Origin of the sequence: Arthrobacter sp. AB6 (assembly GCF_031844545.1) — a bacterium.
Taxonomy (GTDB): domain Bacteria; phylum Actinomycetota; class Actinomycetes; order Actinomycetales; family Micrococcaceae; genus Arthrobacter.
Map to the genome: position 1 here is coordinate 30849 of NZ_JAUZVL010000016.1, position 17738 is coordinate 48586.

Below are 17738 nucleotides of genomic sequence, written 5' to 3' on the forward strand. Positions count from 1 at the left end.
CAGCGGCGGCCCGTTCCGGGCCCCGTTGACATTGGTGTTCGACCCGATGAAAGGCCCCTGATGAGCAACATTCCCGAAGATCTGTCCTACACAGCCGAACACGAGTGGGTCACCGCCCCCAATGCCGACGGCGTGGTCCGGGTAGGCATCACCGACTTTGCCCAGGACGCGCTCGGGGATGTTGTCTATGCCCAGATGCCTGAAGTTGGCACCAAGATTACGGCGAACGATGTTGTGGGCGAGGTGGAGTCCACCAAGAGCGTCAGCGACATCTATGCACCCGTAACCGGTGAAGTCGTGGCCCGCAACGAGTCACTGGACACTGATTCCGCGCTTATCAACACAGATCCCTACGGTGACGGGTGGCTGATTGAGATCAAGCTCGCCGAAGCCGACGCCGTTGAATCATTGCTCAGTGCATCGGAGTACGAACAACAGGTAGGCTAAAGCTAACCGGTAATTCCGGTCCGGCCCCGCCGTGAAGGCAGAACGTCTTCGCACGTCAGCGGCCGGATCGGCGGGCCGGGACCGGGCTTGCGTTGCAGGTCCGGAGGGCAGATGTTGGTTGCAGGCCTGAGGGCTGCAACGGGAAGAGGAGGAGTCCATGGCTGGCCACACACAGAACCCTGCCGACGGGGAACACGGCTCGGGTGCGGCCAGGGCGTCGGAGACCACTTCAATCCATCTCACCCCGGTGAGGGATGAGCCCACGATTGCCCCCAAACTCTCGTCCGATGAGCGCAGCTCGGTTGAGGCGCTGCCGGCTGGGTCAGCATTGCTGGTTGCGCACAGCGGCCCCAACGCCGGCGCCCGCTTCCTGCTTGATTCCGATGTCACCACGGCAGGACGCCACCCGGATGCGGACATCTTCCTGGACGACGTCACCGTTTCCCGCCGCCATGTTGAGTTCCGGCGCACCGCACGGAGTTTCGAGGTGGTGGACAAAAACAGCCTGAACGGCACCTACGTCAACCACGACCGCGTGGACAGCGTGGAGCTCAAGTCCGGCAGCGAAGTCCAGATCGGCAAATTCCGCCTCACCTTCTACCTGAGCCCTGCCAACGCTGCAGGCCGCGGCTGAACCGGGGACCACTGCCTGTGGCAATGGCACAACCGGAACGCCGGGGACCCCAGGTCCTCAACATTGGGGAAGTCCTCGCACAGCTCAGCGGGGACTTCCCCGGCATGACTGCGTCCAAGATCAGGTTCCTTGAGGAAAAAGGGCTGATCAACCCGCGCCGTACGCCGGCGGGCTACCGCCAGTACTCGGACGGCGATGTGGAGCGGCTGCGGTTCGTCCTGGCCCTGCAGCGGGACCAGTACCTTCCCCTGAAGGTCATCAAGGACTACCTCGACGCCATCGACCGGGGGGAGCGCCCCGAGAACCTCCCGCCCGGCGTCGTGGTGTCCCCGCGCATCGTCTCGGATGAGCTGGCGGCCGAACTGCAGAACCGGGGGCGCAAGCTTACGGAAGAGCAGCTCCGCACGGAATCCGGTGCCAGCGTGCCGCTGCTGCAGTCCCTCCTGAGTTTCGGCCTGATCAGCCACAGCAATGGCCAGTTCGATGAGCACGCCCTCCAGGTGGCGCGGGCCTGCGTCCAACTGGAAAGCCACGGGCTTGAGCCCCGCCACCTCCGCCCCTTCCAGGCGGCTGCGGAACGGGAGTTTGGCCTGGTGGAGCGCGTCGTGGCGCCGTTGGCGTCCCGCAAGGACTCCGCGTCCCAGGCGCGGGCAGCTGAGGCCGCCCGTGAAATCAGCGACCTCTGCCTCACCCTGCACCGTGCCCTGGTGCAGGACCATATCTCACGCATGGACATCTGATGATTGAAGTCGAGATTGTGGGCGTTCGGATCGAACTGCCTTCCAACCAGCCCCTGGTCCTGCTTCGGGAGATGCACGGGGAACGGCATGTCCCCATATGGATCGGGACGCCTGAAGCCAGTGCCATCGCCCTTGCCCAGCAGGGCGTGGTCCCGCCGCGCCCCATGACCCACGACCTCTTGGTGGACGTCGTGGAGTCGCTGGGGCACTCGGTGGTCAGCGTGAACATCGTGGCGGTGGAGGACAACATCTTCTACGGCCAGTTGCAGTTCGAGAACGGGACAACAGTCAGTTCCCGGGCTTCGGACGCACTGGCCATAGCCCTGCGCGCAAAGTGCAGGATTTGGTGCGCCGACTCGGTAATGGACGAGGCCGGGGTTCGCATCACGGAACACGACGAGGGCGAGGACACCGAGCCCGGTCCCACCGTTGATGAAGAGCGCGAACTGCGCCGGTTCCGGGAGTTCCTGGACGACGTTGAACCTGAGGATTTCGACGGCTAAGGTCACGTTAAGGTTAAAGTTGAGGGTGAAACTTTCGACACGCCCCGATAAACCCTGCAGGGTCTTTGACCTTGCGAGCCCCCGGGCCTAACGTCGAAGTATCGAGTTCCCATTGCTTACGGCAGCCGCGCAAGTCACACTGGAAAGTGCGCCCCGCGAAAATTACATGCATGGTCTTCATGCACTGCTGCTGCAGCAGCTTCCCCGGGAGCGTATGACAAGGAGGATCCAGGTGAGTCCCAAAGGTGAAGCAGGTGGGCTGAAGCAGCCCACGGCTGGTGTTGCTGTGCCGGCGAGCGGTGCCCAGGGCCTCCTGTTTACCGAAGACCTTCCTGTGCTGGATGAGGACGCGGGCTACCGCGGACCCACTGCCTGCAAGGCGGCCGGCATCACGTACCGCCAGCTCGACTACTGGGCACGCACCGGCCTGGTGGAGCCCGCGGTCCGCGGCGCCGCCGGCTCCGGCTCCCAGCGACTCTACGGCTTCCGCGACATCCTGGTCCTCAAAGTCGTCAAGAGGCTCCTGGACACCGGGGTATCGCTGCAGCAAATCCGTACCGCCGTGGAACACCTGCGGGAACGCGGCGTCGAAGACCTCGCCCAGATCACGCTGATGAGCGATGGCGCGAGTGTCTACGAGTGCACCTCCGCGGATGAGGTCATCGACCTCGTCCAAGGCGGGCAAGGTGTGTTCGGGATTGCCGTCGGACGGGTCTGGCGAGAGGTGGAGGGCAGCCTGGCCTCGCTTCCCAGCGAGCATGCCGCAGAGCAGACCTTTCCGGATGACGAACTGAGCAAGCGCAGGGCAGCGCGGAAGATCAGCTGAAACTTTGAACAAGGGGCCGCTCTCCATCCGGAGGGCGGCCCCTTGCCTGTTAATTCGGTTTCCTGCGGGCTGCCCTACCTGGCGCGGCTGCGCAGGCCGCTGCCCGCGGCCATCAGGTTGGCCAGCAGCTCATCGAACAGCGCCGCAGCGGACTTCGCGGAATCACCGGGCCAGTGGTGCACGGGGTGCGCGGCGCCCTGGATCTGCTGCCAGTTGGCCTGTTCCGGAATCCGCGGGCTCAGGAGGAGTTCTCCGAACATGGACTCCATCTCTGCAAGCCGGTACGCGTGTTCAGAGGAGCCGGACCGCACCCGGTTGGCCACGATGCCTGCCGGGGAGAGGCTGGGGGCGAACTCCTGGCGGAAAAGCTGGATGGCCCGCATGGTCCGCTCTGTGCCGGCCACCGAGAACAGGCCGGGCTCGGCAACGAGTGCGACCTTGTCGCTGGCGGACCAAGCCATCCTGGTCAGGCCGTTCAGGGACGGCGGGCAGTCCACCAGGACAAGCTGGTAGTCGTCCCCGGTAGCCAGGACGGAGGAGAGCCTGCGCAGGTCCCGGCGGCCCAGGTCCGGCCGGTCGTAGATGCCGGTGTAGGCAGAGCCGACGGCGACGTCCAGTACGGCGGGACCGGAGCCGTTGGACTGTGCCTTGGCCGTCCAGCTGCTGCGCACCACGTTTTCGGACAGCTTTGCCCGGCGGGGACTCTTGAGCATCCTGCCGATATCCAGCTGGTCGCCGGGCTGGACTCCCAATGCAGTGGTGGCATCGGCGTGGGGATCAAGGTCCACCACCAGCGTGCTGATGCCCGCGGCCAGCGCCGCAGACGCCAATCCTGTGGTGACGGAAGTCTTGCCGACTCCACCCTTAAGGCTGCTGATGCTGACTACTTGCACTTGAGAGACCAAAACCTAACGCCGGATGCCGTGTTGGGGGTAATGTTTGCTCCGGCAGTGCCGAAGCCGGACGGTCCTGCCGCCCTACACATCATATGTTGATGCGCCGGCGAATCCTGCTTTCTGGGGCGTCGGCATGGCACCGACTGTGCTGCTGGGGCGGTTTCCGCCCGAGCCGGCAGAAGGCTTCGGGACATGACGGGGAAATTAGTGATGGTGGCCACAAAGATTTGTGTTTGTCGTTGTAGGTCCTAGACACTGTGACCACTCACCGATCCACCCGCAATGATGCAGGAGAAGTATGTTTTCCAAAGTTCTGGTGGCCAACCGCGGCGAAATCGCGATCAGGGCCTTCCGCGCCGGCTACGAGCTGGGCGCCAAGACTGTTGCCGTTTTCCCCCATGAGGACAGAAACTCGATCCACCGCCAGAAAGCGGACGAGGCCTACCTGATTGGCGAAGAGGGCCACCCCGTCCGGGCTTACCTGGACGTAGAAGAAGTAGTGCGGGTAGCAAAGGAGTCCGGTGCGGACGCCATCTACCCGGGCTACGGGTTCCTTTCCGAGAACCCGGACCTCGCCCGGGCGGCGAAGGCCGCGGGCATCACCTTTGTTGGTCCGCCTGCTGAGGTCCTCGAACTCGCGGGCAACAAGGTGGCGGCGCTGAAGGCAGCCCGCGACGCCGGCGTTCCCGTCCTGAAGTCCAGCGCGCCCTCCAAGGACCTGGACGAACTGATCGCTGCAGCCGACGAGATCGGGTTCCCCATCTTCGCCAAGGCTGTGGCCGGCGGCGGCGGCCGCGGCATGCGCCGGGTGGACACCCGCGAGGCCCTGCCCGAAGCCCTGCAGTCAGCCATGCGCGAGGCCGATGCCGCCTTTGGCGACCCCACCATGTTCCTGGAGCAGGCCGTGCTGCGCCCGCGGCACATCGAGGTCCAGATCCTGGCCGATGCCCAGGGCAATGTCATGCACCTCTTCGAACGCGACTGCTCCATCCAGCGGCGCCACCAGAAGGTCATCGAGATCGCACCGGCCCCCAACCTCGACGAGGGCATCCGGCAGGCGCTGTACCGGGATGCCGTCAAGTTCGCCAAGGCCCTGAACTACGTCAACGCCGGCACGGTGGAGTTCCTTGTGGACACGGTCGGGGAGCGCGCCGGCCAGCACGTCTTCATCGAGATGAACCCGCGCATCCAGGTGGAACACACGGTCACCGAGGAAGTCACCGACGTCGACCTGGTGCAGGCACAGATGCGGATCGCCGCCGGAGAAACACTCGCCGACCTCGGCCTCTCCCAGGACACCGTAAAGCTGCGCGGCGCGGCGCTGCAGAGCCGCATCACCACGGAAGACCCCGCCAACGGCTTCCGTCCGGACGTCGGAAAGATCACCGGCTACCGGTCCGCCGGCGGGGCGGGTGTAAGGCTCGACGGCGGCACCGTTTACTCGGGTGCCGAAATCAGCCCCCATTTCGATTCCATGCTCGTAAAGCTCACCTGCCGCGGCAGGGACTACCCGTCTGCCGTCGCCCGTGCACGCCGGGCCCTGGCGGAATTCCGCATCCGCGGCGTCTCCACCAATATCTCCTTCCTGCAGGCCGTGCTTGACGATCCCGACTTCATCGCCGGGGACGTTGCCACCTCCTTCATTGACGAGCGGCCACAGCTGCTCAAGGCCCGCGTCTCTGCGGACCGCGGCACCAAGCTCCTCACCTGGCTGGCCGAGGTCACGGTCAACAAGCCAAACGGCGAACTCAAGGTCCACTCCAACCCGGCAGGCAAACTGCCGTCCGTCAAGGACAGGCAGCCCGTTCCGGGCTCCCGGCAGAGGCTCCTTGAACTGGGCCCCGAAGGTTTTGCCAAGGCGCTTCGCGAACAGAATGCGGTGGCCGTCACGGACACCACGTTCAGGGACGCCCACCAGTCGCTGCTGGCAACCCGCGTCCGCACCCGCGACCTGGTGGCGGCCGGGCCGGCCGTCACCGCACTGCTGCCGGAACTGCTGTCCGTTGAAGCCTGGGGCGGGGCCACCTATGACGTGGCGCTCCGGTTCCTCGGCGAAGACCCCTGGGACCGCCTCGCCGCGCTGCGCAAGGCGCTCCCCAACGTGTGTTTGCAGATGCTGCTGCGGGGCCGCAACACCGTGGGCTACACGCCCTACCCTGAAGAGGTCACCGAAGCCTTCGTCAACGAGGCTGCCGCCACCGGCATCGACATCTTCCGGATCTTCGACGCCTTGAACGACGTCAGCCAGATGGCTCCGGCCATCCGGGCGGTCCGGGCCACCGGCACCGCGGTGGCCGAGGTGGCACTCTGCTACACCGGGGACATGCTGGACCCGGAAGAGACGCTCTACACGCTTGACTACTACCTGGGGCTGGCCCAGAAGATCGTTGACGCAGGCGCCCACATCCTGGCAATCAAGGACATGGCCGGCCTGCTCCGTCCCGCAGCGGCCGCGAAACTCGTCTCAGCCCTCCGGGAACGCTTCGACCTGCCGGTGCACCTGCACACCCACGACACAGCAGGAGGCCAGTTGGCCACGCTGCTGGCTGCCGTGGATGCCGGTGTTGACGCCGTGGACGTCGCATCGGCGTCGCTGGCAGGAACCACCAGCCAGCCTTCGGCTTCGGCCCTGGTGGCAGCCCTGGCGCACACTCCGAGGGACACGGGGCTTAGCCTGGCGGCGGTCAGTTCGCTGGAACCGTACTGGGAAGCGGTCCGCCGCGTGTACGCACCGTTCGAATCCGGCCTTCCCGGCCCCACCGGACGCGTTTACCAGCACGAGATCCCCGGCGGCCAGCTCTCCAACCTGCGCCAGCAGGCCATGGCCCTGGGGCTGGGGGAGCGCTTTGAGGCCATCGAGGACATGTACACCGCGGCCGACCGCATCCTTGGCCACCTGGTCAAGGTGACGCCGTCCTCCAAGGTGGTGGGTGACCTCGCCCTGCACCTCGTGGGCCTGAACGCGGACCCGGCGGACTTCAACGAGAACCCGCAGAACTACGACATCCCGGATTCCGTGATCGGCTTCCTGTCCGGCGAGCTCGGCGATCCTCCAGGAGGCTGGCCTGAGCCCTTCCGCACCAAGGCCCTGCAGGGCCGCAGCGTCAAGGTCAGGGACGTGGAGCTCAGCGCCGAGGACAGCGCTGCCCTCAAGTCCGACTCCAAGACCCGCCAGCACACTCTGAACCGGCTGCTCTTCGACGGACCCACCAAGGACTACCTGAAGAGCGTGGAGACCTACGGCAACATCTCCGTGCTGGACACCCGTGACTACCTTTACGGCCTGCAGCGCGGCGCTGAGCACGAGATCCAGCTGGAGAAGGGCGTGCGCCTGATTGCTTCGCTGGAAGCAGTCTCCGAGCCCGACGAAAAGGGCATGCGGACCGTGATGTGCACCCTGAACGGCCAGTCCCGTCCGGTCATGGTCCGGGACAAGTCCGTGGTCAGCAACGTCAAAGCTGCCGAGAAGGCAGACCCTGGCCAGCCCGGCCAGGTGGCCGCGCCGTTCGCGGGTGCAGTCACTGTAACGGTCAAGCAGGGCGACGAGGTCAAGGCCGGTGACACGGTAGCCACCATCGAGGCGATGAAGATGGAAGCATCCATTACGACGCCGGTGGCCGGCAAGGTTTCCCGGCTCGCCATCTCTACCATCGAGCAGGTGGAGGGCGGGGACCTGCTGCTGGTCGTCGAGCAGTAGCCGGGACCCGGTTAAACAGACGAAAGGATCTTCCCCGTGGGGAGGATCCTTTCGTCTGTTAGGGCCGGAGTCGGCGCCGGCTTTGGCGCCTCATCCTTGTGTGTCAGGAACGCGGTGCCGCGTACATCTCCTCGATGACGGTTTCGAAGTCCTTCATGACCTGGGCCCGCTTGACCTTCATGGAAGGCGTCAGGTGCCCGGACGCTTCGGTGAAGTCGGCCGGCACGATGCGGAAGGACTTGATGGCCTCGGCCTGGGAAACGGACGCATTCGCGGCGGTGATCAGGTCCTGGACTGCCGCCCTGACCACCGGGTTCTTGGCGGCATCGGCCAGGGAGGTGTCTGCCGGGAGGTTGTGGCGCTGCAGCCAGCCGGGCAGGGCTTCCTGGTCCAGCGTGACCAGGGCGCCGATGAACGGCCGGTTGTCGCCCACCACCAGCACCTGCGAGACCAGCGCATCGGCCCGGATCTGGTCCTCAAGCAGGGCAGGGATGACGTTCTTGCCGCCGGCGGTGACGATGATCTCCTTCTTGCGGCCGGTAATCCACACGAAGCCGTCGTCATCGAGCCGGCCGATGTCCCCGGTACGGAACCACCCGTCGTCGAACGTTTCCCCGGTGAGGTCGGGCCGCTTGTAGTAGCCGCGCATGACGCACACGCCCTTGGCCAGTATCTCGCCGTCTTCTGCGATCTTCACCGCATTTCCCGGCAGGGGTTTTCCCACGGATCCGATCTTGATCAGCGACGGGGTGTTCACGGAGATGGGTGCCGTGGTTTCCGTCAGGCCGTAGCCTTCAAGCACCTGCAGCCCTATGCCCTGGAAAAAGTGGCCCAGCCGCTCACCCAGCGGGCCGCCGCCGGACACTGCATGGGCAACATGGCCGCCCATCGCGGCCCGCAGCTTGCCGTAGACCAGTTTGTCGAACAGTGCATGGCGGAGCTTGAGGCCCAGGCCGACGCGGCCCTCCTGCCGTGCCTTGGAGAAGGCGATGGCGGTATCCGCTGCCTTATGGAAGATGGCTCCCTTGCCGGCGTCCTCCGCCTTGGTCATGGCGGAGTTGTAGACCTTTTCGAAGACCCGCGGCACCGCGAGGATGAAGGTGGGCCCGTAGCTCTGCAGGTCCGCCAGGAGGTTCTTGATGTCCGGCGTGTGCGCCACGGTGGTGCCGGCAGCCATGGCCAGGACGGAGATGAAGCGGGCGAAGACGTGTGCCAGGGGGAGGAACATGATGGTCTTCGCGTTTTCGTGGACGATCTCGCCGATGATCGCCAGTGCGTTGTCCGAAAGCTCAACGAAGTTGCCGTGCGTCAGTTCGCAGCCCTTGGGCCGGCCTGTTGTGCCCGACGTGTAGATGATGGTGGCGGTATCACCCAGGGTGGCTGTTTTCCTCCTGGCTTCAAGATCATCATCGCTGACCTCCCGGCCGGCTTGGCGGAGGGCGTCAAGTCCTGCGCCTTCCAGCTGCCACACGTGCTGGAGGGATGCCAGGCCTTCCGCCGTCACTGCCTGGCGGATGATGTCCTCATGGTGGGCGGCCTCGCCGAAAGCGGCCACCGCGCCGGAGTCGCCGAGGTTCCAGGCCACCTGGGAGGGCGAGGATGTTTCGTAGATGGGGACGGAAACGGCGCCGGCGAACCAGATTGCGAAATCCACCAGGGACCATTCGTACCGGGTGCGGGACATGATGCCCACGCGGTCGCCGGCACCCACGCCGCTGGCCATCAGTCCCTTTGCCAGGGCCCGGACGTCGGCCACGAAGTCAGTGGCGGAAATGTCCCGCCAGGCCCCGGAGTCGTCGCGCCGCGAAAAGAGTGCGGGGTTGCTGGCCTTGGCTGCCTGCCGCAGCACCAGATCGGTGATGTTGGTCTCCGGTGGGACTACAACAAGAGGCGGAACACTGAATTCGCGCACTATAGCTCCTTTGATATCCGACGTCCCGCACGGGGGTATGCCTAAAGACTAGTACGCCGGTGCGGGACGGTGCAGTATATAAAGTTACTGGCGGGTAACTTTACAGTCAATGACGCGGGAAGACATGTGCCCGGCATCAGCGGGCTGCCGCAGGCTTTCGGCGGAATATGCCCACCTAGAATGGGGGACTATGTACGTACCGCCCACCGGCGAACAGGCCGGGCCCCTGAGAAGACCCGCCCCTTGGAGGCTCCGGCCCGCCACTTCCAGGGCAAGGACGCGGCACGACGGCGGAGGCTTCCGTGAGCACCTGCGCCTCGGCCGCAAAGGCCTCGCCATCGGCATCGACATCGGCGGTACGAAGGTGGCCGCCGGCGTCGTTGATGCGGACGGCCGCATCCTCAGCGAGGCACGGCGTGCCACTCCCGGCAGCGATCCCCGGGCAGTGGAAAAGGTCATCGTGGAGCTGGTCGAGGAATTGGGCAAGGGGCACCGGATCTGGTCCGTGGGCATCGGCGCCGCAGGGTGGATGGACCTCGACGGCGGGACGGTGCTTTTCAGCCCCCACCTCGCCTGGCGCAATGAACCGCTCCGGGCCAACCTGCAGCAGCTCCTCCGCCGGCCGGTGCTTTTGGCCAACGACGCCGACGCCGCCGCGTGGGCGGAATGGCGCTTCGGTGCGGGCCAGGGGGAAGACCGGATGGTGTGCATCACGCTGGGTACCGGCATCGGGGGTGCCATGGTGATGGACGGCAGGGTGGAGCGCGGCCGTTTCGGTGTGGCAGGGGAATTCGGGCACCAGATCATCATGCCGGGCGGGCACCGCTGCGAGTGCGGAAACCGTGGCTGCTGGGAGCAGTATGCGTCAGGGAATGCGTTGGGCCGGGAAGCAAGGATCCTGGCGCGGGCCAACTCTCCGGTGGCGCAGGACCTGATAGCGGCTGTGGACGGGCGGACCGAGGCGATCACCGGTGCCATAGTGACGGAACTGGCCTTGGCGGGCGACCCGGCATCACGTGAATTGCTCGAGGAAGTAGGGGAGTGGCTCGGGCTGGGACTCGCCAACCTTGCTGCCGCCCTGGATCCGGGACTTTTCGTCATCGGCGGCGGCCTCTGCTCGGCAGGGGACCTGCTGGTGGAACCTGCCCGCAAAGCTTTCGCCCGCAACCTGACGGGCCGCGGTTTCCGGCCTGCCGCCGGGATCCAGCTGGCGGCCCTGGGGCCGAGTGCCGGGCTCATCGGCGCTGCCGATCTGTCCCGGGTCAGCAGCAGGACGCGCCGCTAGACGCGGGCTCCGTCGTCGTCTTCGTCCTTTTCCTGCGGAAGCTGCATGATCAGGTACACGGTTCCCAGCACGAACACGGCCACGATTCCCACGACTGCCAGGAGCGGCGCGGAGCGCCAGAACATCGCTGAGAACAGCAACGCCACCGGTCCGCCAACGGCGGCGAGCCAGGCAAGCATGGTCAGCGGATCCGTACCGGCGAGGCTGGGTGGTTCCTCCGGGACGAACGCACCGTCTTCCCCGTCCACGTCATAGTCGCGTGGCCCGGCTGGAGCGCCGGCGCCGGCATCTGTGCCTGCTGTGTCCCCTGCAGCCTGCCGTTCGGCCGCCGACATCTCGGCAGGTGCCGCGCCCGCCAGGCCCAAGGGGTCGAAGTCCCGGAACGCGGCAGGCCGTCCACCCGACGGCGAGTCATCCCGTGGCGCAGTGGCAGCGCCCGGATCGGTGGCGCTGCCGGTGCTTCCAGCGGGGGAATCGGCTTCCAGCCGGGCCACGAGGTCCAGCCAGACGGCGTCGTCCTGGTTGGCGCCCTGGTCAGGGGAGCCCGGGTCAGGCCTGTTCATGGGACGTGACCTCCAGCGTCGATGGCGCACTTGCCGGTGAACGCCCGGGACCCCCGCCGGAAGCAAGCGAGCGGATAAACTCCACGGATCCCTGGAAGATCCGGTCGGCATCGTTGTCCAGGGTTGCCACATGGTAGCTGTTCTCCAGGTAGACCAGGTCCAGGGGAGCATGGGTCAGCCCGCGGCGGAGCGCCACGAGGCTTGAGTCGGACACCACGTGGTCAACCGTGGAGCGGAAGGCCTTGACCGGAGCCGTGATCCGGGGGAGGAGCCTGATGGTGTCCTTGAACATCTTGTTGACTTCGTGTGCCGCAGCAACCGGGGTCCGCGGGTAGGCGCCCTCGTCCATGCCTTCCTTGAGAATGTCGTTGGCGATGGCCGGCGTACTTTTCATCACCAGCTTCAGGATCCCGGCGATCGGGGCGCGCGGGTCATCGATGACCAGCCCCGGGTTGACCACGATCACGCCGGCCACGGGCCGGGTGGCTGCAATCCGGAGCGCCAGCGCCCCGCCCATGCTCAGCCCGGCCGAAAAGACATAGTCGCAGTCCGCATCCAGTTCAAGATAGGCCTCGTCCAACGCTCCGTGCCATTCCTGCCACCGCGTCCTGGCGAGTTCCTGCCAGCTGGTGCCGTGGCCGGGCAGCAGCGGCATACGGACGGCGAAGCCGGCATCGGCCAGGCTCCGTGCCCAGGCGCGCAGTCCGTGCGGACTGCCGGTAAAGCCATGCGAGAGGACCACACCGACGCGGGGCCCGTCGCCGATGGAACTGCTGCTGAACGGGCTGTGGTCCAAGCTGGAGGTCATGGCGTCTCCAATGAGGTCTTCTGGCGGGCGAGGGCGTGGAAGAAGGCACCGGATTTCGCATGGATCTCCGGCGCGTCCACGTCCAGCGTAGCCACATGTCCGCTGCTGTGGAGGTCCACCACTTCAGCAAGGTTTTCGCCCAGGCCCTTTCGGAGCAGTGCCAGCGACGTTGGCGGAACCACCGCGTCCGTGCGCGACTTGAAAACCTGGACCGGGGCAGTCACCTTGGGCAGGCACCGCGCGGCCGCACCAAAAAGCTTCTTCAACTCGTGCACTGCCGCCAGGGGAGTACGCGAATAGTCGCCGTCATTGGTGACTGCCGCCGTCGGCTGTTCCTCCTGGATAGGAAGGGTTGTCCGCTGGAAGTACTTCAGCACGCCAATCACGCGGACCCGCCGGTCGTAGAAACTCAGGCCCGGGTTGACCACGGACACCCCGGCCACGTTGTGCCGGGAAGCGGTCAGCAGCGCTATGGCGCCGCCCATCGAGAGTCCGGCGACAAAGGTTGTGTCGGTCCGGCCTTCCAGCTCCAGGTAGGCAGCCTCAAAGCTGCGGTACCAGTCGCTCCAGCGGGTCCTTGCCAGCTCGCGCCAGTCGGTTCCGTGGCCCGGCAGCAAGGGAACGGTAACCGCATAACCCTGGGAGGCAAGGTGCTCGGCCCACGGCAGCAGGCTAAGCGGGCTGCCGGTAAAGCCATGGCAGATGGCCACACCGGTGCGTGCATTGGGTCCGTGGCCGGGATAGCTGAAAGCGGCAGGAGGGGAAGGGGTGCTGCTTTCGCTCATGCCTCCATCGTGTCACTGTTCCGGACAAATCTCACTAGAGTAGGGTTGCATTGAACTGCTGGCCAGGCCCGACGCGGGGTCCGGGGGCCGCCTTCCGGAGAGGTTTCTCACGTGTTCTATTGGGTCATGAAGCGGATTTTCCTTGGTCCTGTGTTGAAGCTTCTTTTCCGCCCCTGGGTTAAAGGGCTGGACAATATTCCGGCGGAGGGCGCGGCCATTATCGCTTCCAACCATTTGTCGTTTTCCGATTCGATTTTCATGCCGCTGATGGTGCGCCGGCCCGTGGTCTTCCTGGCCAAATCGGAGTACTTCACCGGGACCGGCGTCAAAGGCAGGCTGACCGCGCTGTTCTTCCGCCTGACCAACCAGTTGCCCATGGACCGGTCCGGCGGGGCTGCATCGGCTGCCTCGCTGAGTGCCGGGATGGAGGTCCTCAACCACGGCGGCCTGCTGGGCATCTACCCGGAAGGCACCCGGAGCCCGGACTCGAAGCTCTACAGGGGCAAGGTGGGCGTGGCCAGGCTGGCGCTGCAGGCCGGAGTTCCGGTGATTCCTGTGGCCATGATCGGCACGGACAAGGTGCAGCCCATCGGCAAGCGGCTGCCGAACATCCGCAGGATCGGCATGATCTTCGGTGAGCCCCTGGACTTCAGCCGCTACCGGGACCAGGCGGAGGACCGGGATATCCAGCGGAAAGTCACGGACCAGATCATGTTCGAACTGATGCGGCTCTCCGGGCAGGAGTACGTGGATGAGTACGCCGCCGTAGTGAAGCTTCGGCTGGCGGCAAAGCCCTCCGAACCCGCGGCCGCCGCAAAACCCGTGGTCCCACCGGCGCCTGATGCTGCCGGCGCCGGGAGTCCCTCTGCCGACGCCGGTGCGGGAGAAGGCGCCGCAGGCCTCCTGAACGCGGAGGACGACGGCGGGGCTGCCGCCAAGGGGTGAAGCGGTTGTGACGCCCCCTGCACGGTGCGTGACGGTACGGTGTCCCGGGGCCCTGCCCGACCGTTAGTCTTAGATGGTGACTCAGCTATCTGCAAAACCTGCCTTTTCGCTGTCCAGCACCGCCCAGAGCGGAGCAGCCAACTATCCCGGACTCGACGACTGGCGGGACCTCCCCATTTCCCAGCAGCCCAGCTGGCAGGACCGGGACGTATTTGAAGCATCCGTGAAGGAGCTCTCCGTACTTCCTCCCCTGGTGTTCGCCGGCGAAGTGGACGTCCTCCGCGAACGCCTGGCCGCCGCCGCCCAGGGCAAGGCCTTCCTCCTGCAGGGCGGTGACTGCGCGGAGACGTTCGAGGCCGCGACGGCGGACAAGATCAGCGCGCGCGTCAAGACCATCCTCCAGATGGCTGTGGTGCTCACGTATGGTGCGGCCATGCCCGTCATCAAGATGGGCCGCATGGCGGGCCAGTTCGCCAAGCCCCGCTCCTCCAACGATGAAACCCGCGACGGCGTGACCTTGCCCGCCTACCGCGGCGACATCGTCAACGGGTACGACTTCACGCCGGAGTCCCGGGGCCACGACGCCTCGCGCATGCTCCGCGCCTACCACACGTCCGCTTCCACGCTGAACCTCATCCGCGCCTTTACCCAGGGCGGGTTCGCCGACCTGCGTTCGGTGCACCAGTGGAACAAGGGCTTCACCGAGAACCCGGCGCACGCACGCTATGAGTCCCTGGCCCGCGACATCGACCGCGCCATCAAGTTCATGGCCTCCTGTGGCGCCGACTTTGAGGCGCTCAAGCGCGTGGAATTCTTCGCCAGCCACGAAGCCCTGCTGCTGGACTACGAGCGCGCGTTGACGCGGATCGATTCCCGTACCGGATTCCCCTACGACACCTCCGCGCACTTCCTCTGGATCGGGGAGCGGACCCGCGAACTGGACCACGCGCACGTCGACTTCCTGTCGCGGGTGCGGAACCCCATCGGCGTCAAGCTGGGCCCGTCCACCACCGGCGACGACGCCCTCCGCCTGATTGACAAGCTTGACCCGGAGCGCGAACCCGGCCGGCTGACCTTCATCACCCGCATGGGGGCGGGCAACATCCGGGAGAAGCTGCCCGCCGTCGTCGAGAAGGTCACGGCGTCAGGCGCGCAGGTGCTCTGGGTTACCGATCCCATGCACGGGAACACCGTCACGTCCCCCAACGGGTACAAGACCCGCAATTTCGACGACGTCATTGACGAGGTGCGCGGCTTCTTCGAAGTGCACCACGCCCTGGGCACCGTTCCCGGCGGCCTGCATGTTGAGATGACCGGCGACGACGTTGCCGAGTGCCTTGGCGGCGCCGACCCCGTGGACCAGGACGCGTTCCTGGACCGCTACGAGTCGGTCTGCGATCCGCGGCTGAACCACATGCAGTCGCTGGAAATGGCGTTCCTGGTGGCCGGCGCCCTCGCCAAGCACTGAGACCCGCCTGATACCTGGCGGCGGTGCAGGCGGGGTACCGCCTACACCACCGTCAGGGTAATGACCGATCCCTCCGGAACCTCTTTGTTAACGGGATCCTGGTCCCGGACCGTGCCGAAGAAGCCGCCCAGGATATTGTTTAGGCGTACCTGGAAGCCCAGGCCCTCCAATGCCTTTCGGGCATCTGTGGCCTGCTTGCCAACGAAGCTGGGCACCTTCACCATCCGGGGTCCCTTGGAAACGGTCAGCGTGACGGTGCCACCTCGGGTAAGCGTTCCGGTAGCCGGAGCCTGGCTGACAACCGCACCCTTCGGGACGTCCCTGCTGAACACTTCCTCGCGCGCAACCTCAGCCGTGAGGCCGGCCTCCTCGATGGCATCAACGGCATCCTTCTCGTCCTGGCCCACCACCGACGGGACGGGAATTGGTTCGGGACCCTTCGAAACCACCAGGCTAACGGGCGTGCCATGCCGGACGGCCGTACCGGGAGCGGGGTCCTGGGACAGGACTGTGCCGGCAGGGACCTTCTCATGGAACTGTTCTGTCACCCGGCCAAGAGCCATCTCCGCTGTGTTGAGGCCCGTCTTGGCCTGCTCCAGGGTGCCTCCTGTCAGTTCCGGCAGCGGGAACAGCTGGGGGCCCTTGGAAACAAAAAGCGAGACGGGCTGGAACTTGCGGATTTCGGCGCCCGCCGCAGGCTCGCTGCCCACTACGAGGCCTGAGGGCACGTCGTCGTCGAAAATGTCCTTGGTGGTGGACCGGAAGCCGGCCTCGTCCAGAAGCTGCTGTGCCTGTGCCACTGTCTTGTTGGCCACGGAAGGTATGGTGGCGGCGGCGCCCGGGCCCATCCCGAAGAACCAGCCCGCTCCGGTTGCCAGGAGGGCAGCAATAACCAGGACAATAATCCATAGGATTCCCCGGCGGCGAGGGCTGCCTTCACGCAGCGTACGGGCCGGGGTGGCGGCCGCACGGGCCCGTGCCCTGTCATCCTCCTTGTCCGCCCGGCGCTGGGCGCGCTTGCCCAGCGCCGGAGGCGGCGGGGACCACGGCTCGACATCGTCGCCGGGCGGTGTGAGGGTGTGCCGGGCAGCGCCCGGATGGGCAGGACCGGTGTAACGGGGCTGGCCTTGTGACGGCGGGTAGGCGGGCGCGGCCGGCTTGCCGAACGGCATCACCGTTGTTGGATTGTTGGACCGGCCAATCACCTCCGTTGGGTTCTGCTGGCCCCCGGGATCCTGGAATTGCCCGGTGCGCTGGTACTGCCCGGGAGCGCCGGGCGCTGCGGGAGCCTGGGAGCGTGCCATGGCGCCTCCGGCCGCTGCCGCCGGGGGATGCAAGTCCAGCTCCGCATCGGTGAGGTTGGTCCGGATATGCCGAAGCTCCTGGAGCAGTGCATTCCCGTCCACAGGCCGGTTTTCAGGATCGTTGGAGGTGCACCACTGCACCAGCTCGTCCACCTCAGCGGCCAGTCCAGGAACCAGGGCCGAAGGCGGTTCCACTGTTCCATTTACATGCTGGTACGCCACCTGGATAGGGACCTCGCCGTTGAAGGGCTGCTGGCCCGTAAGCATTTCGAACAGCATGATGCCCACGGAGTAGATGTCGCTGCGCGCATCTGCCGGCTTTCCAAGGACCAGCTCAGGCGAGAGGTACGCAACCGTGCCGATCAGGGCTCCGGTGCTCGTGGACGTGGTGACCGCGCGTGCCAGCCCGAAATCTCCAATTTTGATCCGTCCATCGTCGGAGATCAGGACGTTTTCCGGTTTGACGTCACGATGGATAAAGCCGGCGGCATGCGCAGCGCCCAGTCCTTCAACCACTGGGTCAATCAGCGCGAGGGCCAGCCGGGGCGGCAGCGCCCCCTTCTCGGCGATGACGTCACGAAGGGTGTGGCCCTTGATGTACTCCATGACCAGGTAAGCGGTGCGGCCGTCGTTCCCTTGGTCGAGGACTCCCACCACATGGGGGTGGGACAATCTGGCTGCTGCCTTTGCCTCACGCCCCAGCCTGCCCAGGAAATTCTCGTCGGCCGAGAGGTGCGGGTGCAGCACCTTGAGTGCCACGTCCCGTTCCAGCCGCTGGTCCGTGGCCAGGTAGACAGTAGACATTCCGCCCCGCGCAAGCTTGGACCTGACGGCATACCGGTTGTCCACCAGCGTCCCAACAAGAGGGTCTGACACGTGTTCCTGCACCCTTCGATCCTAGTCCCCGCAATGAAGCGGGCCCGAA

Annotated in this window: 15 protein-coding genes; 9 read left to right on the forward strand and 6 right to left on the reverse strand. The window is 65.8% G+C overall.

Annotated elements, in window-relative coordinates; genetic code table 11:
* Positions 1-60: 60 nt before the first annotated feature.
* The 5 genes from gcvH (at position 61) to Q9R30_RS13155 (ending at position 3150) form a co-directional block, all read left to right on the forward strand.
* Positions 61-447 (forward strand): glycine cleavage system protein GcvH, encoded by a 387-nt coding sequence (gcvH, locus tag Q9R30_RS13135; protein WP_104997479.1) that lies wholly within the window; start codon positions 61-63, stop codon positions 445-447.
* Positions 448-604: 157 nt separating this feature from the next.
* Positions 605-1081: an FHA domain-containing protein gene (locus tag Q9R30_RS13140; protein WP_104997480.1), complete on the forward strand. Its 477-nt coding sequence runs from the start codon at positions 605-607 to the stop codon at positions 1079-1081.
* A 23-nt stretch (positions 1082-1104) separates the two neighbouring features.
* Positions 1105-1821 carry a MerR family transcriptional regulator gene (locus tag Q9R30_RS13145; RefSeq protein WP_104997481.1) on the forward strand — a complete coding sequence of 239 codons (717 nt, stop codon included), beginning with the start codon at positions 1105-1107 and terminating at the stop codon, positions 1819-1821.
* Positions 1821-2324 carry a bifunctional nuclease family protein gene (locus Q9R30_RS13150; protein ID WP_013600629.1) on the forward strand — a complete coding sequence of 168 codons (504 nt, stop codon included), beginning with the start codon at positions 1821-1823 and terminating at the stop codon, positions 2322-2324. Before Q9R30_RS13145 ends, Q9R30_RS13150 begins: the two co-directional genes overlap by 1 nt.
* Before the next feature lie 232 nt (positions 2325-2556).
* A complete protein-coding gene (locus Q9R30_RS13155; protein ID WP_311217825.1) occupies positions 2557-3150 on the forward strand; it encodes a MerR family transcriptional regulator in 594 nt (197 codons plus the stop codon).
* A 74-nt stretch (positions 3151-3224) separates the two neighbouring features.
* On the opposite strand, the gene Q9R30_RS13160 is transcribed toward Q9R30_RS13155, so the two are convergent.
* Complete coding sequence (locus Q9R30_RS13160) at positions 3225-4043, reverse strand: ParA family protein (protein ID WP_311217826.1); 819 nt, start codon at positions 4041-4043, stop codon at positions 3225-3227.
* Positions 4044-4344: 301 nt separating this feature from the next.
* On the opposite strand from Q9R30_RS13160, the gene Q9R30_RS13165 reads away from it, so the two are divergent.
* Entirely contained in the window at positions 4345-7743 is a 3399-nt protein-coding gene (locus Q9R30_RS13165; protein WP_311217827.1) for a pyruvate carboxylase, read from the forward strand.
* Positions 7744-7846: 103 nt separating this feature from the next.
* On the opposite strand, the gene Q9R30_RS13170 is transcribed toward Q9R30_RS13165, so the two are convergent.
* A complete protein-coding gene (locus Q9R30_RS13170) occupies positions 7847-9655 on the reverse strand; it encodes an AMP-dependent synthetase/ligase (protein ID WP_311217828.1) in 1809 nt (602 codons plus the stop codon).
* 190 nt (positions 9656-9845) lie between these two features.
* Between Q9R30_RS13170 and Q9R30_RS13175 the strand changes: the two genes are divergently transcribed.
* Complete coding sequence (locus Q9R30_RS13175; RefSeq protein ID WP_104997486.1) at positions 9846-10940, forward strand: ROK family glucokinase; 1095 nt, start codon at positions 9846-9848, stop codon at positions 10938-10940.
* Here the strand turns inward: Q9R30_RS13175 and Q9R30_RS13180 are convergent.
* From Q9R30_RS13180 to Q9R30_RS13190, 3 genes are read right to left on the reverse strand one after another with little or no spacing between them, the layout of a single operon-like run.
* Positions 10937-11503, reverse strand: a complete 567-nt coding sequence (locus tag Q9R30_RS13180; RefSeq protein ID WP_311217829.1) for a hypothetical protein — start codon at positions 11501-11503, stop codon at positions 10937-10939. The genes Q9R30_RS13175 and Q9R30_RS13180 overlap by 4 nt on opposite strands.
* A complete protein-coding gene (locus tag Q9R30_RS13185; RefSeq protein WP_104997488.1) occupies positions 11490-12311 on the reverse strand; it encodes a carboxylesterase in 822 nt (273 codons plus the stop codon). Before Q9R30_RS13185 ends, Q9R30_RS13180 begins: the two co-directional genes overlap by 14 nt.
* Positions 12308-13096, reverse strand: coding sequence for a carboxylesterase (locus Q9R30_RS13190; RefSeq protein ID WP_104997489.1), 789 nt, complete (start codon positions 13094-13096; stop codon positions 12308-12310). The genes Q9R30_RS13185 and Q9R30_RS13190 overlap by 4 nt, the downstream gene beginning before the upstream one ends.
* Positions 13097-13207: 111 nt before the next feature.
* Here Q9R30_RS13190 and Q9R30_RS13195 point away from each other — a divergent pair, with 111 nt between their 5' ends.
* Positions 13208-14041, forward strand: a complete 834-nt coding sequence (locus Q9R30_RS13195; protein ID WP_311217830.1) for a lysophospholipid acyltransferase family protein — start codon at positions 13208-13210, stop codon at positions 14039-14041.
* 73 nt (positions 14042-14114) lie between these two features.
* On the forward strand, positions 14115-15509 hold the full coding sequence (locus Q9R30_RS13200) for a class II 3-deoxy-7-phosphoheptulonate synthase (RefSeq protein WP_311217831.1): 1395 nt from the start codon (positions 14115-14117) through the stop codon (positions 15507-15509).
* Between the two features lie 41 nt (positions 15510-15550).
* Here the strand turns inward: Q9R30_RS13200 and Q9R30_RS13205 are convergent, their stop codons facing one another.
* Entirely contained in the window at positions 15551-17701 is a 2151-nt protein-coding gene (locus Q9R30_RS13205; protein ID WP_311217832.1) for a protein kinase domain-containing protein, read from the reverse strand.
* Positions 17702-17738 lie beyond the last annotated feature (37 nt).

Excerpts from the sequence above, each read along its gene's own strand:
- gcvH (WP_104997479.1), top strand. The coding sequence starts at position 61 with ATGAGCAACATTCCCGAAGATCTGTCCTACACAGCCGAACACGAGTGG.
- Q9R30_RS13140 (WP_104997480.1), top strand. The coding sequence starts at position 605 with ATGGCTGGCCACACACAGAACCCTGCCGACGGGGAACACGGCTCGGGT.
- Q9R30_RS13145 (WP_104997481.1), top strand. The coding sequence starts at position 1,105 with ATGGCACAACCGGAACGCCGGGGACCCCAGGTCCTCAACATTGGGGAA.
- Q9R30_RS13150 (WP_013600629.1), top strand. The coding sequence starts at position 1,821 with ATGATTGAAGTCGAGATTGTGGGCGTTCGGATCGAACTGCCTTCCAAC.
- Q9R30_RS13165 (WP_311217827.1), top strand. The coding sequence starts at position 4,345 with ATGTTTTCCAAAGTTCTGGTGGCCAACCGCGGCGAAATCGCGATCAGG.
- Q9R30_RS13175 (WP_104997486.1), top strand. The coding sequence starts at position 9,846 with ATGTACGTACCGCCCACCGGCGAACAGGCCGGGCCCCTGAGAAGACCC.
- Q9R30_RS13180 (WP_311217829.1), bottom strand. The coding sequence starts at position 11,503 with ATGAACAGGCCTGACCCGGGCTCCCCTGACCAGGGCGCCAACCAGGAC.
- Q9R30_RS13185 (WP_104997488.1), bottom strand. The coding sequence starts at position 12,311 with ATGACCTCCAGCTTGGACCACAGCCCGTTCAGCAGCAGTTCCATCGGC.
- Q9R30_RS13190 (WP_104997489.1), bottom strand. The coding sequence starts at position 13,096 with ATGAGCGAAAGCAGCACCCCTTCCCCTCCTGCCGCTTTCAGCTATCCC.
- Q9R30_RS13200 (WP_311217831.1), top strand. The coding sequence starts at position 14,115 with ATGGTGACTCAGCTATCTGCAAAACCTGCCTTTTCGCTGTCCAGCACC.